This is a genomic window from Kribbella jiaozuonensis (assembly GCF_005233875.1).
GTDB classification, from domain to species: Bacteria; Actinomycetota; Actinomycetes; order Propionibacteriales; family Kribbellaceae; genus Kribbella; species Kribbella jiaozuonensis.
Window position 1 is genome coordinate 1,614,369 of the sequence record NZ_SZPZ01000002.1, and the last position, 13,929, is coordinate 1,628,297.

14 protein-coding genes are annotated in these 13,929 nt (G+C 66.7%); 1 reads left to right on the plus strand and 13 read right to left on the minus strand.

The features are described from left to right. Nucleotides 1–190: 190 nt before the first annotated feature. The 5 genes from FDA38_RS19315 to FDA38_RS19335 all read right to left on the minus strand — a co-directional run bounded on the left by FDA38_RS19315 (nucleotide 191) and on the right by FDA38_RS19335 (nucleotide 5,195). Complete coding sequence (locus FDA38_RS19315; RefSeq protein WP_137255394.1) at nucleotides 191–1,072, minus strand: carbohydrate ABC transporter permease; 882 nt, start codon at nucleotides 1,070–1,072, stop codon at nucleotides 191–193. Then, a complete protein-coding gene (locus FDA38_RS19320; RefSeq protein ID WP_137255395.1) occupies nucleotides 1,069–2,007 on the minus strand; it encodes a carbohydrate ABC transporter permease in 939 nt (312 codons plus the stop codon). The genes FDA38_RS19315 and FDA38_RS19320 overlap by 4 nt, the downstream gene beginning before the upstream one ends. Nucleotides 2,008–2,021: 14 nt before the next feature. After that, complete coding sequence (locus FDA38_RS19325; protein WP_137255396.1) at nucleotides 2,022–3,311, minus strand: extracellular solute-binding protein; 1,290 nt, start codon at nucleotides 3,309–3,311, stop codon at nucleotides 2,022–2,024. Nucleotides 3,312–3,400: 89 nt separating this feature from the next. Then, on the minus strand, nucleotides 3,401–4,450 hold the full coding sequence (locus tag FDA38_RS19330) for a LacI family DNA-binding transcriptional regulator (RefSeq protein ID WP_137255397.1): 1,050 nt from the start codon (nucleotides 4,448–4,450) through the stop codon (nucleotides 3,401–3,403). A gap of 37 nt (nucleotides 4,451–4,487) precedes the next feature. Beyond that, nucleotides 4,488–5,195, minus strand: coding sequence for an SDR family NAD(P)-dependent oxidoreductase (locus tag FDA38_RS19335; protein ID WP_137255398.1), 708 nt, complete (start codon nucleotides 5,193–5,195; stop codon nucleotides 4,488–4,490). Nucleotides 5,196–5,240: 45 nt separating this feature from the next. Here FDA38_RS19335 and FDA38_RS19340 point away from each other — a divergent pair, with 45 nt between their 5' ends. Beyond that, a complete protein-coding gene (locus FDA38_RS19340) occupies nucleotides 5,241–5,777 on the plus strand; it encodes a MarR family winged helix-turn-helix transcriptional regulator (protein WP_137255399.1) in 537 nt (178 codons plus the stop codon). 30 nt (nucleotides 5,778–5,807) lie between these two features. On the opposite strand, the gene FDA38_RS19345 is transcribed toward FDA38_RS19340, so the two are convergent. From FDA38_RS19345 to FDA38_RS19380, 8 genes are all read right to left on the minus strand, one after another. After that, entirely contained in the window at nucleotides 5,808–6,623 is an 816-nt protein-coding gene (locus FDA38_RS19345; RefSeq protein WP_137255400.1) for an SRPBCC family protein, read from the minus strand. 32 nt (nucleotides 6,624–6,655) lie between these two features. Continuing rightward, complete coding sequence (locus tag FDA38_RS19350; protein ID WP_137255401.1) at nucleotides 6,656–7,645, minus strand: winged helix DNA-binding domain-containing protein; 990 nt, start codon at nucleotides 7,643–7,645, stop codon at nucleotides 6,656–6,658. Between the two features lie 104 nt (nucleotides 7,646–7,749). Then, the gene (locus tag FDA38_RS19355) at nucleotides 7,750–8,535 is read right to left on the minus strand and encodes an SGNH/GDSL hydrolase family protein (protein WP_137255402.1); all 786 of its coding nucleotides are present in this window, start codon (nucleotides 8,533–8,535) and stop codon (nucleotides 7,750–7,752) included. A gap of 125 nt (nucleotides 8,536–8,660) precedes the next feature. Beyond that, nucleotides 8,661–9,707 carry a mandelate racemase/muconate lactonizing enzyme family protein gene (locus tag FDA38_RS19360; RefSeq protein WP_137255403.1) on the minus strand — a complete coding sequence of 349 codons (1,047 nt, stop codon included), beginning with the start codon at nucleotides 9,705–9,707 and terminating at the stop codon, nucleotides 8,661–8,663. Nucleotides 9,708–9,711: 4 nt separating this feature from the next. After that, nucleotides 9,712–11,031 carry an ABC transporter substrate-binding protein gene (locus FDA38_RS19365; RefSeq protein WP_137255404.1) on the minus strand — a complete coding sequence of 440 codons (1,320 nt, stop codon included), beginning with the start codon at nucleotides 11,029–11,031 and terminating at the stop codon, nucleotides 9,712–9,714. Between the two features lie 21 nt (nucleotides 11,032–11,052). After that, nucleotides 11,053–12,135, minus strand: a complete 1,083-nt coding sequence (locus tag FDA38_RS19370; RefSeq protein WP_137255405.1) for a mandelate racemase/muconate lactonizing enzyme family protein — start codon at nucleotides 12,133–12,135, stop codon at nucleotides 11,053–11,055. Nucleotides 12,136–12,137: 2 nt separating this feature from the next. Further along, nucleotides 12,138–12,992, minus strand: coding sequence for a carbohydrate ABC transporter permease (locus FDA38_RS19375; protein ID WP_137255406.1), 855 nt, complete (start codon nucleotides 12,990–12,992; stop codon nucleotides 12,138–12,140). Continuing rightward, nucleotides 12,982–13,929: a carbohydrate ABC transporter permease gene (locus FDA38_RS19380; RefSeq protein ID WP_137255407.1), complete on the minus strand. Its 948-nt coding sequence runs from the start codon at nucleotides 13,927–13,929 to the stop codon at nucleotides 12,982–12,984. Before FDA38_RS19380 ends, FDA38_RS19375 begins: the two co-directional genes overlap by 11 nt.

Genomic DNA, 13,929 nt, shown 5'->3' on the forward strand with positions numbered 1-13,929 from the left:
CGTGAACTGCCCCCGAGTGGCGGTGGACGCGGTCGCACGACCGCACACTCCCCGTCCTTCCCGCACCCGGAAACGACGCGGAAGTGATCAAGCAACCCTTGCTGAGAGTGACGACGTTTTCAAGGGATCGTGATCGGAATCCCGAGTTCCGGAACTGCTGTCCACGAAAACCTCCGAGACCTACTGACAACTACTGACCACCGAAGCCGGTGGTCGCAATCCCCTTGATGATCTGGCGCTGGAAGAACAGGAAGACGACAACCAGCGGCAGCGCGGCGAGAATCGCGGACGCCATGTTCTGCGCGTATTGCAGCCCATAAGCACTCTTCACCGTCTGCAGTCCGACCGGCAACGTCATCAGGTGCGCGTCGGTCGTCACGATGAACGGCCACAAGAAGTTGTTCCACGCACCGATGAACACGAAGATCGCTACCGCGGCAAGGATCGGCCGCGACAACGGCAGCACGATCGACCAGAACACCCGCAGCCGGCCGGCGCCGTCGACCCGGGCCGCCTCTTCCAGCTCGACCGGGATCTGGTCGAAGAAACGCTTGAGAATCAGCACCATCGCAGGCGCGAACGACTGCGGCAGGATGATGCCCCAGTACGTGTCGACCAGGTTGAACGCGAGCATCTGCCGGAACAACGGCACGATCAGCAACTGCGGCGGGATGATGATCGCCGCGATGATCGCGGCGTACAACCAACGTTTGCCCTTGAAGTTCACCCGCGAGAACGCGTACCCGGCCAGCGCGGACGTGGCAACCGTGATCGCTGTGATCGCCACCGACGTGAGCAGGCTGTTCCAGGCCCAGGCCGGGATGTCACCGGCTGACAACACCTTGCGGTAGGCATCGAAGCTGAACCCGTCCGGCGGGTTCAGCGTGATCCCTGCGGCGCCGGCGTCGGATTCGCTCTTCAGCGATGTCAGGACGGACCACGCGAACGGCACCAGCCAGGTTGCGGCCAGGACCGCAAGTACCAGCAGCGCGACCATTCTGGACACGCTCCACGGGTTCTCACCCGGCTTGTGCGTTCGTTTGATCCCGCGGCTCAACGTGTACGTGCTCATGCGGCGCTCCTGCGGTTGATCAGTTTGTACTGCGCCAGGGCCACCAGGACGATCAGCACGAAGAACAGGTACGAGATGGCCGACGAGTAGCCGAACCGGTAGCCGGTGAAGCCCGACTCGTAGATGTACTGCACGATCGACCGCGTCTTCCCGGCCGGACCGCCGTTCGTCAGCATGTAGATCTGGTCGAAGACCTTCAGCGACGCGAGGACCTGCAGCGTCGCGATCAGCGCCGTCGTCGGCGTCAGTTGCGGGATCACGATCGAGAACAGCTGCCGCCACTTGCCGGCGCCGTCGATCGCGGCCGCCTCGAACTGCTGCTCGGGAATGTTCTGCAACGCCGCCAGGTAGAGCAGGAAGTTGAACCCGATCGTCCACCACAGCGTGGTGATCACGACCGAGATCATCGCCACCTTCGGATCCTGCAGCCACGCCACGGGCGCCGTACCGAACTTCGCCAGTACGCCGTTGATCAGCCCGAGCGTCGGGTTGTACATCCAGCTCCAGAACATCACCACGACGGTCGATGCGAGCAGGTACGGCAGGAAGAACGACAGGCGCCACAACCAGCGGCCCGGAAGGCCGAGGTTCACGAGCAGCGCGAGAGCGAGCGACAGGACGACGAGCGGGATCGTGCTGAGCAGTGTGAACCACAGCGTGTTGCCCAACGACTTCCACATGTCCGGGTCACGCAACGCGTCGGCATAGTTGGCGAAACCAACCAACCCGCTGCCGGCACCGGTCAACGTCTCGCCGGTGAAACTCAGGTACAGGCCGTACAAGGCCGGCACGACGAGGAACAGCCCGAACAGTACGGCGAACGGCGCCGCGAACGCCCAGCCGGTGAGGGTCTCCCCACGCTTCGCCCGCGCCTTGCCTTGGGCGCTGACCTCCTGGGCCGCAGCTTCGGCCGGAGTGTCGATGGCAGTTGTCATCAGTCTGTCTCCTCTCACACCGGCTGCGGACGGTCGAGCAGCTTGTTCAGCCGGGCGACGAACCCGTCGAACCCGGCCGCCGGGTCACCACTGCCGAGGAACACGTTCTGCACGTTCTCGGCGAAGTAGTTCTGGAAGTCGCTGCCCGCGCCGGTGAACCACGCGTCCGGGTCGTAGTTCACGTACGCCGGGATGCCCGCGTAGTTCGACTGCGGCTTCAGCGCCTGGTACTCCGCGCTCTTCGCCACCGGCTGGTACGCCGGGATATGGCCGCCGCCGGCCCACTTCACCGAGCGCTTCAGGATCTCCGCGACCATCGTGTACACGTGCTTACGGCGCTCCGGCGACACCTTCGACTGCCGCGGCAGCACGAACGTGTGCGAGTCCGCGTACGCCGCCTGCGTCCCGAACAACGTTGGAATGGGGAGCGCGTCGACGGGCATCTTGGCGTCCTTGAGCACCGGCAGCTCCCACACACCGCCGAAGAACATCCCGCTCTCGCCGTGCAGGAACTCACTGGTCGCCGTACCGCCGTCACCGCTGCGCGAGGCGATCGTGTCGTTGAGCAACGACTGGATGAAGGTCAGCGTCTTGACCGCGGCGTCCTTGTCCACCTGCGCCGGCTGGCCCGGCACGAGCTGCATGTCCGCGCCGGTCTGCCGGTAGAACGTGTAGAACAGCCGCCACATCTGCGAGCCGTCGCCGAGGTAGCCGTAGGACAGACCGTGCTTGCCGGTCACCTTCTGCAGCTTGGTCGCCACCTCGGTGAACTCCTCCGGGCTCTTCATGCTCCGCAGGGCGTCCGTGACACCGGCCTTCTCGGCGTGCTCGGTGTTGTAGTAGAGCACGAACGGGTGGGTGTCGAGGGCGATCGCGTACAGCTTCCCGTCGTACTGACACTTCTCCCAGACGCGGGCCGGGAAGTCGCTCTCGTGCAGGCCGACCTCGGCCAGCAGGTCAAGGTCCCACGGCTCGAGCAGCCCGCCGGGGGCGTAGCCGGCGATCCGGGACGCGTGCATGACCGCGACATCCGGAGCCCGGCCGCCGGCCGAGGCCATCGCCAGTTTCGTGTAGTACGGCGCTCCCCAGGCGAGCACCGTCTGGGTTGCGTGGAAGCCGAGGTTCGCGGCATTGACGGCGTCCACCAGGCCCGCCATCACAGTGCCGTCACCGCCGGTCAGAAGGTGCCAGTAGCTCAGGTCGGTCGTCTTCCGCGACGCGCCGGGCGCGCAGCCGACGAGCAACCCGCCACCGGCGAGCGCGGCCGCTGCTTTGAGCACGCCGCGCCTGGATAGGTCAGTCATTCGGTCTCCTTCGAGAGGCGAACCGAAAATTACATCGTTAGAATGCGCGAGACAAGACTCCGATGTGGGATTTTGTGGAAACGTATCCGTTAGCGTTCGGTACTGGCACGCTCGACGATGCGGTGCGGGATCATCACCCTGCGTGGCGGCGCGTCCTTGTCCGCCATCCGCTCGCCGAGCAGATCCAGCGCGGCCGCGACGAACTCGCGCCGGTCGAAATCGATCGTGGTCAGCGGCGGGATCATGAACTGACTCTCGAGGATGTTGTCGAACCCGGCGACCAGCGTCTGCTGCGGTACGGCGATGCCCGCGCCCCACAGCGCGGCCAGTGCGCCCGCGGCCAGCGAGTCGGTGAAGCAGAAGAACGCGTCGGGAAGCTCATGGTCGGCGAGGTACTTGCCGACGACGGTCGCCGCGCCCTCAGGCCGCCAACGGTCGAGGGCGATCTCGAGCAACGGATCGATAGGTACGCCGGCTTCCTCGAGCGCCTGGTGGTAGCCGGTGGTCCTGAGCCGCGAGGCCGCCGTACCGGGACCTTCGGCAGAGCCCGCGAGGACGCCGGCGCCGCTCGAGCCGCGCGGGATCTCCGGCGTACCGACGACCGCGATCCGGCGGCAACCGCGGGACAGGAGGTGTTTGGTCATGTCGCGCGCGGCGGCGACGTTGTCGATCGCGACCTGGCTGACGACGTCCTGGTCGACGTCACCGATCAGGACGACCGGTGGGAGCGGTCCGGCCGAGGTCACGGCGCTGTCGTCGAGGTTCACCGGGTTCAGGATCAGGCCGTCGACGAGGTACGCGCGAGCCTTCGAGAGCAGCTCGAACTCACGCTTTGGCTCGGCCGCGGTCTGCTCGATCTGCACGCCCCAGCCGCGCTCGTGGGCGAGCTCGACGACCAGGTGGACGATCTCGGCGGAGTACGGCCGGAGCAGGTCGGGCAGGGCCAGCGCGATCATGCCGGAGCGGCCGTTGCGGAGCCCGCGGGCGCTCATGTTCGGCACGTAGTCGAGCTCGGCCAGGGCGCTCTCCACCCGGGCGCGGGTCTCGGGGCGCACGAAGACGATTCCGTTGATCACGTTCGACACCGTCTTCGGCGACACCCCGGCCAGCTTGGCGACATCTTTGACGGTGGGACGCATGTCGCCCATTGTCACACCTGGCCCACGTTGTCACGTGTCAGCGTGTAATCAAGGCTCCACCGTTGACGTGCAGGACCTGGGCGGTGAGGTGGCGGGCGGCGGGTGAGGCGAGGAAGTGGATCGTGCCGGCGATGTCGCCGACCTGGCCCTCGCGCTTGGTCAACGTTGCCTGGAGCAACGTCTCGCGGCGCTGGTCGGTGAGTCGGCCCTGGAAGAACTCGGTCTCCGCGGTGAAGCCGGGGGCGACGACGTTCGAGGTGATTCCGCGCGGGCCGAGTTCGGCGGCGATGTCGGCGTTCCACAGCGCGAGGGCGGCCTTGGAGGCGCCGTACGAACCTGGTCCACGGGCGCCGGCGATCGAGCCGAGGTGGATGACCGCGGTGGTCAGTCGTGGGGCGAGGGCGGTTGTGGTGAGGACCGCGCTGATCAGGTTGGCCTCGAGGTTGGCGAGCCAGTTGGCCTTGAGTTGCTCGAGATCCCCGTCCGGGCGGCCGAAGTCGGTGTTGCCGCCTGCGTTGTTGACGAGTACGTCGACCTGGTCCGGCAGCGTCTCGACCAGTTGCTCGATCTGCTTGGGGTCCGTGGCGTCGCAGACCACTCCCCTGGCTCCCAGGTCGGCCGCTGTCTTGGCGAGTACGTCGGGGCGGCGGCCGGTGATCACGACCTCGTCGCCGTCCGCGCGAAACAATTCGGCGGTCGCTCGCCCGATCCCGGTCGCGCCGCCGGTCACCACGATCGTTCTCATGTCGCACCTCACGTTTAGGTCTAAATGTTTAGACCTAAACGTACCATGGTCCCCGTGGCCGACAACTACCCGCTCGATTCCCCGAGTCCGTACCCCGCGGCGGAGATCGCCCGCGCCTGGCAACGAGAACGCCCCGGCACACCGACCGACTCGATCGAGATCGTCACTCCGCTGTGGAGGCTGGCCAAGCTCTTCGCCGACGACCGCCGCCGGGTGCTCGCCGCCGCCGGTGTGGATCCCGCGACGCTGGACCTGCTCAGCGTGTTGCGGCGCGCGGGTTCGCCGTACGAACTCACAACTCGCGAACTCTCCCGCCGCACCCTCGTCACCGCCGGCGCAATCTCCCAACGCATCACCCGCGCCGAATCCAGCGGCCTGGTCACCCGCCGCGGCGCCGACGACGGCACCCGCGCCGTCCTGGTCGCCCTAACCCCCGCCGGCCACGCCCTCATCGAACGCACCGTAGACCAGGTCCTCACCCGAGAATCCGAGCTGGTCGCCTCCCTCTCCCCCACAGCCCGCACCCACCTAGCCAACCAACTACAAACCCTCCTCAACGAGGTAACCAAGGCAACCAGCTAACCCGCTCTTACGCGGCCGCTTCGCCCCGAGTCAGTTGGACAGGTCTGCGGCCAGGGCTTCTATGTGGGCGTGCCACGCGGACTGGTGGACGGGGGCTGGGGTGGATTGGGAGAGGTGTAGGCGGGCGCCGCCGTTGCCGTCTCGGAGGGTCCAGGTTATGGGGCCGGTGGCGGAGGTGTAGGTGAGGTGGGTGGGGGGTTCGAGGTCGGTGACGGGACCGGGGTCGATGCCTTTGGCAACGAAGCCTGCGGGGGGTGGGTCGCCCTTGATGGGGGTTTGGGGGCCGGTCAGGTGGGTCCAGACTGCTTCTTTTGGTTGGACCAGCTGGCGTTCGAAGTGGAGGGTGCCGTCCTCGGTGACCGTGCCTTGGTCGAGGCCGAAGGCTTTGATGAAGTGTTCGTGGAGTTCGCGGTAGTCGCGTTCCGGGACGGCGTTGCCCAGGACCCGGTCGAGGGCGTCGAGGCAGAGGGTCCAGCCGCCGGCGAAGCTTGCCGAGCCCGGGCGGTCGTCGTAGGTGGCGGTCAGGTGCAGGGTGCAACCGTCGGCGGTCGGCTGCAGCTCCCAGCGCAGGACCTCTACGCCCCACGTGTACTCGATGAGGTGGGGCGGTTCGTACGCGCGGATCACCCCGCTGCTCTGCTCGTCGACCGGAGCCCCGGGGTCCTCTTCGAACGTGAACTTGACCAGGCCGTCCAGCCGGAGGTCCAGCTCGACCGCAGCGGGGAACCACCCGGCCAGCTGGCTCGGCTCGGTAATTGCTCGCCAGACCTTCTCCGCCGGATGCCGCAGGTCTCGCCGCATCCGCAGTACGGTCCGGCCGTTCTCAGAACTCAGCGTCTCGGTCATGGATCTATATATACTGGATCCGGCATATACGATCAACCGGCGAAGCGGGCCAGATCCGTCAGTTCGGCGGAGAGGTCAGGCCTGCCGTCGAACACATCGACCGACAAGTCGGCGTGCGTCCACGAGCCGATTGCCCGGCCGGCCTCGATGACCGCCGGCCGCAGCATGCCGCCGCCCGGGAAGATCGCAATGGGCAGTTCTTGGAAGCGGTTCTGATAGCCGAGGAGATACGCGTCGAACTCCCCCAGCATCCGCAGATCTCGACAGCCAGGCAGATCGTCAACTGCAACGACGGAAACCCCGTCCACCTCGAAGGACTCCGTCGCGACCGCCTCGACGGCCCGGCGGGCGGTGGGGACAGACAGGGCGGACCAGGTCGCGAAGTCCCGCGCGGTCGCGGGACCGTAGGCGTGCAAGTACCGGCGGGCCAGATCCTCCACGTCGCCCGAGAGCTCAAGCGGCTTGCCAAGCCAGGAGCTGACGGCGACCCAGGTCTCCCCCGGCCCGTAGCAAACGCGGCCGAGCAACCCGGCGTACCGGATCAGCGCATAGACCGCCTGCCCCTTCGGCTCAGCAATCAGTCCAGCCGCAACCAGTACGTCGGCCAGCTGAGCCCGGTTGGACGGCCCGTGGGCCAGCAAATACTCCTCGAGTACGTCGGCCGCCCGCGCGCGCACATCCGCAGGCAGACCCAGCTCGCCGAACCGACGCTCCGTGTCCTTGATCAGCTTCGGCCCGAGCAGCCCCAACAGCGGACCGGCATCCTCCACCGCGACCAGCTGCAGCGTGCCGCGCATGAACCAGCCACGGACCACCGAGCGGTCAACCGACTGAGCATGCGCAACGTCAGCCAACACAGTCGAAGTAGAGCGAGCGCGCACGGCGTACGCGGCGCCGCGCCAGGTCTGCGCCTGCAGGCCCCCCGTCCGGCGCACGACGTCGGCCACCCCTCCGGGGCCGGCCTCGTTCACCGGACGCGCCAAACAGTTCGCCTGCATCCTGGCCGCCAGTAACCAGTCCACAGACCTCCGCGCCACCCCAGCATGACACCACGATCCGGGCGTGTCCGCATCCCGAAATACGAAACCGCCCCGGCTCGCACCGGGGCGGCACCGCAAAAAGGCCGTTACAGCGCCGGCTGGACCAGGTCGGCGAGGGCCGCCTGACCGGTGACATTCGGGTGGTACGACTCGCTGACCGGGTTCGACAGCCCGTTGATCCACTCCGGGCTGCCGCACACCGAGTGACCGATGAACTTCGTCGTCGGGTTCACGAACGTGAACCCGGCCGCGCTCGCCGACGCCGCGATCTTGGAGTTGAGCAGGTCGGCGGTCGCGTTCAGCCGGGTCATCTCGTCGGGGCTGAAGAACGTGCCGGCGTTGCAGTCGGTGCCGTTGAACAGTCGCGGGTACCCGACGACCACGACCGTCGCCGACGCGGCGCGGCTCCGGATCGACGAGTACAGCGTGTTCAGCCGGCCGGGCAGGGTGTTGTTGATGATCGTCTGGGCGCCGGCCACCGCGCCGGTGCAGTCGCCGAGCCACGACGGCTTCGCGCACTCGGTGATGACCGACGAGAAGCCGGCGTCGTTACCGCCGACCTGGACCGAGACGATGTTGGTCGAACTCGTCACCGACGGCAACTGGTTCGCAGTGACGTCGGCGACCTTCGCGCCGGAGCAGGCGACGAACGTCAGGTTCGCGCCGATCCGGGCCGCATCGATGTACGAGTACGCCTTGGTGGACCGCTGGCAGGACCCGCTACCGGAGATGTAGGTGCGGGTCCCGACACCGGAGGCGTACGAGTCACCGAGTGCGACGTAGTTCGGGGCCGCGGCGTGCGCGACGCCCGGGCTGAGGAGCATCGCGGCGCCGAGGGCCGCAGCGGACAGCAGACTGGCGATGGACTTCATGGGCGGACCGCCTTTGTAAGCGAGGGGTGGCGACTGAAGTACTCAACGTCACCTTCGCTGACTGGCGAGTAACACACAAGGTCCTAGTAACAAATTAACCGTGGATTCCCGGTGCCAGTCACCGACTAGCCGTTCCAGGACGACAACCCCGGCCCCGGCGGCAGCGGATAGCAGCCGTCGACGAGCTCGACCCTCCCGTCTTCAGGCAGCAGACCGCTCTCCACGTAGATCGTGTTCGGCAACGCGGCGAGCACGTGGATATGCGCTCCCCCGCCGTGCGACGCGTACGGCACCCCGAACCCGGCCGCCATCAACCCGATCTCCAGACAGTCGGTCAACCCACCGGCCCGCCGCAGATCCGGCTGTACGACGCCGACGCCACCCCGCGCGATCAAGTCCCGGAAGGCAGCCTGCCCGTACCGGTTCTCCCCCGTTGCGATCGGGATGTCGAGCTTCTCGGCGAGCCGTACATGAGCGTCGGTGTCCGCGGCCGGCAGCGGCTCCTCGAACCACCGGCAGTCGAGCTCCTCGTACACCCGGCCGCGCCGCAGCGCCTCGGAGTACCCGAAGGCCTGGTTCGCGTCGACCATCAGCGGCGCGTCCGGCCCGATGATGTTGCGGACCGCCTTGATCCGCTGCACGTCCTCGGTGAGCGGACCGCCGCCGACCTTCATCTTCACGCCGCGGAAGCCCTGCTCCATCGCCTTCGCCGACACGCTCTCCAGACCCGCGACGTCCAGCTCGAGCCAGCCGACCATCGCGTACGTCGGGATCGCCGTCCGCTGCGCCCCGAGCAGCTTCCACACCGGGACGTCGAGCGACTTGCCGAGCAGGTCCCACAACGCCAGGTCGATCGCCGAGATGCCGTACGACGACAACCCGGCGGTCCCCTGGTAGTCGGTCAGCGTCTGGAGCCGTTGCCGGATCCCGCGGATCAGCGCCGGATCCTCGCCGATGATCGCCGGCGCCAGCTGGTCGGTGATCAGGTGGGCGAGCACTGCGGGCGAGCTCTCGACGCGACCGAAGTACGTCGTACTGACGCCGCTCACGCCCTCGTCGGTGTCGATCTGTACGCGCGTGTGGCCGTTGCGGTCGAGCAGCTGGATCGCGTCGCGGACCGCGTGCGCTTTCGGTTCGGAGGTGACTTCGACGCTGATATCGGTGATCTTCATCCGGTCATCCCTTGCCTGCGAGTACGTCTTCGACCTTCTGCTTGACGCTACCCAGCGCCGCTTCGGCAGTCTTCTTACCGCTCCAGACGTCGTCGAGCACCGGCCGGTAGATGGTCCGGGCACGTTCGATGTAGCGGCTGAAGTTCTCGTTCACCGCGTTGTCGAGCGCCTGCGTCACCAGCGCAAGGTTCGACGGCGACTTGTCGTCCGGAACGAACAACGCCGACGAGCTCTTCGCGACCGGCATGAAGCCGCGGGACTGCGCGAGCAGCTTCGCCGCGTCCGCGCCGGCGCAGTACTTCAGGAAGTCCCAGGCGGCGTCCGGGTCCTTCGAGGCCTTCGGTACTGCGAGGACGGTCAGCGTGTTGACGGTCGTCCGCCGTACCTTCATCGGCGTCGGGAAGATGTCCCACTTCACCTTGGCGTTGGTGCGCAGGTACGGGATGCCGCTGGTCAGCGAGAGCAGCATCGCGGCCTTGCCGGTGCCGAGCTGGGCCAGTGCCCAGTTCGGGGTCTGGCGGCCGGCGGTGACGGTCGCGAAGTCCGGGTGGACCTTGTGCACGAGTGACAGGTCGGCGACCCACTGGATCGCCTCGGCGCCCTGCGGTTCGGCCAGCGTGAACCGGGTCGCGTCCTTGGAGTAGATGCCGTCGCCGCCGTTGCTGACCGGGAAGACGGTCTCGAGCGAGGTGTCGGGGAAGACCAGCGCGCCCCAGCGCTCGCCGTTCGGCTTGGTCAGCTTCTTGGCCGCGTCGACGAAGTCGTCCCAGGTCCAGCCGCTCTTCGCCCAGTCCTTCGGCGGCAGCTCGACGCCGGCCTCGGCGAACGCGTCGGTGTTGCAGTACAGGACGCCGGGGTTGGTCATGATCGGCCAGGCGGCGTGCGCGCCGTCGGGCTGCTTGGCGAAGTTGTAGGCGACCGGGAAGTAGTCGTCCGGCTTGATCCCGTCCTTCTCCAGGTACGGGCGCAGGTCGAGCAGCGAACCCTCCGCGTAGTACCCGCGGACGTAGTCGTCGTTGATCCGGATCGCGGTCGGCGCGGCGCCCGACGACAGCACCGTGCGGAGCTTGGTGTCGTAGTCGTCACCGGGGATCGACTGGATGTCGAGTGTCTTGCCGGCCTGCTTGGCCCAGTTCTGGGCCACCGTGTACATCGGGCTACCACTCTCGGTGTCCCAGGTCATCCAGGAGGCGTTACCGCCGCCTCCTCCGCCACCGCTGCCGTTGCTGCCGCAGGCGGCGAGTGGGATTCCGGCGGCGAGTGCGCCGCCGCCGATGCCGAGGGCCCGGAGGATGGACCGACGGGAGATCTCTGATGCGGGCATGGTCGTTCCTGTTCTCTGAAGTTAATTGGTCCGCAGTTTGGCGACCGCGTCGTCGTCCAGCTCGATGCCCAGACCGGGCAGGTCCCACGGCGTGATCTCGCCGTTGACCGGGACGAGCGGGTTCTTCCAGATCGGTACGTCGTCGAGGATCGGGTTGTGCTCGATGTTGTACTCCTGCGGGTAGACGCAGGACGGCGTACTGACCCACAGATGCGCGTGTGCCGACGTACCGATCGTCTGTTGCGTGTTGTGCACCGTGATCGGTTTGGTGAACGTGTCGGCGAGCACCGCGATCTTCTTGAACTCGGTGATCCCGCCGCACTTGATGACATCGGGCTGCAGGATGTCGACCTTGCCGTCGAGGATCAGGTCGCGGAACTGCCAGGTGGTGTACTCCTGCTCCCCCGCCGCGATCGGGATGTCGACCGCATCGGCCAGCCGTCCGTACGCCGCGTAGTCGTGGGCGGCGAGCGGTTCCTCGAAGTGCCACACGCCGAGGTCCTCCAGCGCGTGGGCCAGCTTGATCGCGGTGTGTTCGTAGTACGCGTTGTTGACGTCGACCAGGATCGGGAAGTCGTCCCCGACGAGCTTGCGCACCGCGGTCACGGTGGCGATGGTCTGGTCGAAGCCGTCGTCGTGCATCCACGGCGTCGACGAGTGGATCTTGTAACCGTGGAAGCCCTTCTCCTGGAAGGACTGGGCGCGCTCGGCCTCCTGCTCCGGTGTCATGCTGCGCGACATCGAGCTGGCGTAGACCTTCGCGCTCTGCCGGTACTTGCCGCCGAGGAGCTGGTACGTCGGCAGCCCGGCCGCCTTGCCGAGCAGATCCCACAACGCGATGTCGATACCCGCGATCGCGTTCAGCTGCGCGCCGCCGGGGCCGAGCTTGTACGGCTTGGTGTAGAGCCGGCGCCAGAGCCGCTCGATGTCGGTCGCCTCCTCGCCGATGAGCAGCGGCGCCAGCGCCTGTTCCACGACGCTGTGCGAGACGTGGGCGTTCATCGGGCTGACCTCGCCGACACCGACCAGGCCCTCGTCGGTGTGCACCTTCACGATGTGCAGCTTGTCGAGCAGGATGATCGACTCGATGTTCGTGATCCGCATACTTATCCTTTCAGGCCGGACATCGTGATGCCCTGGACGAAGTACTTCTGGGCCAGCAGGAACAGCAGCAGCGGCGGCAGGATCGTCAGCGTCGCGGCGGCCATCATGAGGTTGGTCTGGGTGAAGTACTCACCCTTGAACAGCGCGAGCGCGATCGGCATGGTCTGCAATCGCGTCGAGTTGAGGAAGATCAGCGGGCCGAAGAGGTCGTTCCACGAGCCCATGAAGGTCAGCGCGCCGACCGCGGCGAGCGCCGGTTTCACCTGTGGCAGCATGATCCGCCAGAACGTTCCGAAGATCGACGCGCCGTCGAGCTTGGCGGCCTCCTCCAGCTCGATCGGTACGCCGCGGAACGCCTGCCGGAGCAGGAACGTGCCGAACACCGGCGTCAGCACGTTCGGGACCCAGAGCGGGTAGTGGGTGTCGATCCACCCCATCTGCCGGAACAGCATGTACTGCGGAACCAGGTAGACGATGCCCGGGATCATTGCCGTCGACAACAACAGGGCGAAGGCGAGGTTCTTGAAGGCGAAGTTCAGCCGGGCGAAGCCGTAGCCGGCCAGCGACGCGAACAGCAACAGGAAGCCGACGTTGAGCGCGGCCAGCTTGCAGCTGTTCAGGAAGAACGGCAGCAGGCCGTGGCCGGCTTGCGAGTAGTTGCCCCACTGGAACTCCGACGGGATGAACGTCGGCGGTGTCTGCAGTACTTCGTTCTCCGGCTTCAGCGACGCGCTGATCATCCAGAGCAGCGGCATCGCGAACACCACGGCGAAGAACAGCAGGACGACGATCAGTACGACGCGGCGCGGGATGTGCCGGGGCGGCCGGTTGAAGACTCTGATGGCCTCAGTTGTCATAGTGCACCCACCGTTTCTCCATCCGCCACTGGATCGCGGTGACGACGCCGACGATGACGAACAGCACCCAGCCCATCGCGGAGGCATAGCCCAGCCGGCCGTGCCCGAAGGCCGCCTCGTAGATCTGGAAGATGAACACCGAGGTGGCGTTGTTCGGCCCGCCGGACGTCATCACGTAGATGATCCCGAACACCTGGAACGAGGTGATGAACTGCGTGATCGTGAGGAAGAACAGGCTCGGCGTCAGCAGCGGGAAGACGACCGACCAGAACCGCCGCCAGGCCGACGCGCCGTCCACCGTCGCCGCTTCGATCAGCGACTGGTCGATGCTCTGCAACCCGGCCAGCAGGATCACCATCGGGTAGCCGACTCCCTGCCAGAGCGCGACGATCATCACCGCGATCAACGCGGTCTTGGTGTCAGACAACCAGGCCGGTCCGTGGATGCCGATCGTCTTCAGTGTCGAGTTGAACAGGCCGCTGTCCGGGTTGTACAGCCAGAACCAGACGAAGCCGATCGCGACGACGTTGGTGACCGCGGGCGAGTAGTACAGCGTCCGGAAGAATCCGATGCCCTTGATCTTCTGGTTGCACAGGACGGCGAGGCCGAGCCCGATGAAGATCGTCAGGACGACGACGACCACGCTGAAGATCACGGTGTTCTTCAGCGACGGCCAGAACGTGTCGTCGGCGGTGAACAGCTCCTTGTAGTTGCCCAGGCCAAGGAACTTCGGCGAGTTCAGCCCGGTCCAGTTGGTCAGCGACACCACCAGAGAAGCCGCGACCGGGGCGAGCTGGAAGAACAGGACCCCGAAGATCACCGGGCCGACGAACAGCCAGCCGGCCAGGTTCTGCCGCTTCGGTTTGACCTTCGCCCGCTTGCGGGCCGGTGGCCCGCCCTCGACGTCCGGTGGTTTCAGGAGGACTGCGTTGGCCAT

What these genes read in the sequence shown, in the direction of transcription:
- FDA38_RS19315 (WP_137255394.1), bottom strand. Translation starts at nt 1,072, where the DNA reads ATGAGCACGTACACGTTGAGCCGCGGGATCAAACGAACGCACAAGCCG.
- FDA38_RS19320 (WP_137255395.1), bottom strand. Translation starts at nt 2,007, where the DNA reads ATGACAACTGCCATCGACACTCCGGCCGAAGCTGCGGCCCAGGAGGTC.
- FDA38_RS19325 (WP_137255396.1), bottom strand. Translation starts at nt 3,311, where the DNA reads ATGACTGACCTATCCAGGCGCGGCGTGCTCAAAGCAGCGGCCGCGCTC.
- FDA38_RS19330 (WP_137255397.1), bottom strand. Translation starts at nt 4,450, where the DNA reads ATGCGTCCCACCGTCAAAGATGTCGCCAAGCTGGCCGGGGTGTCGCCG.
- FDA38_RS19335 (WP_137255398.1), bottom strand. Translation starts at nt 5,195, where the DNA reads ATGAGAACGATCGTGGTGACCGGCGGCGCGACCGGGATCGGGCGAGCG.
- FDA38_RS19340 (WP_137255399.1), top strand. Translation starts at nt 5,241, where the DNA reads ATGGTCCCCGTGGCCGACAACTACCCGCTCGATTCCCCGAGTCCGTAC.
- FDA38_RS19345 (WP_137255400.1), bottom strand. Translation starts at nt 6,623, where the DNA reads ATGACCGAGACGCTGAGTTCTGAGAACGGCCGGACCGTACTGCGGATG.
- FDA38_RS19355 (WP_137255402.1), bottom strand. Translation starts at nt 8,535, where the DNA reads ATGAAGTCCATCGCCAGTCTGCTGTCCGCTGCGGCCCTCGGCGCCGCG.
- FDA38_RS19360 (WP_137255403.1), bottom strand. Translation starts at nt 9,707, where the DNA reads ATGAAGATCACCGATATCAGCGTCGAAGTCACCTCCGAACCGAAAGCG.
- FDA38_RS19365 (WP_137255404.1), bottom strand. Translation starts at nt 11,031, where the DNA reads ATGCCCGCATCAGAGATCTCCCGTCGGTCCATCCTCCGGGCCCTCGGC.
- FDA38_RS19370 (WP_137255405.1), bottom strand. Translation starts at nt 12,135, where the DNA reads ATGCGGATCACGAACATCGAGTCGATCATCCTGCTCGACAAGCTGCAC.
- FDA38_RS19375 (WP_137255406.1), bottom strand. Translation starts at nt 12,992, where the DNA reads ATGACAACTGAGGCCATCAGAGTCTTCAACCGGCCGCCCCGGCACATC.
- FDA38_RS19380 (WP_137255407.1), bottom strand. Translation starts at nt 13,929, where the DNA reads ATGGCCAACGCAGTCCTCCTGAAACCACCGGACGTCGAGGGCGGGCCA.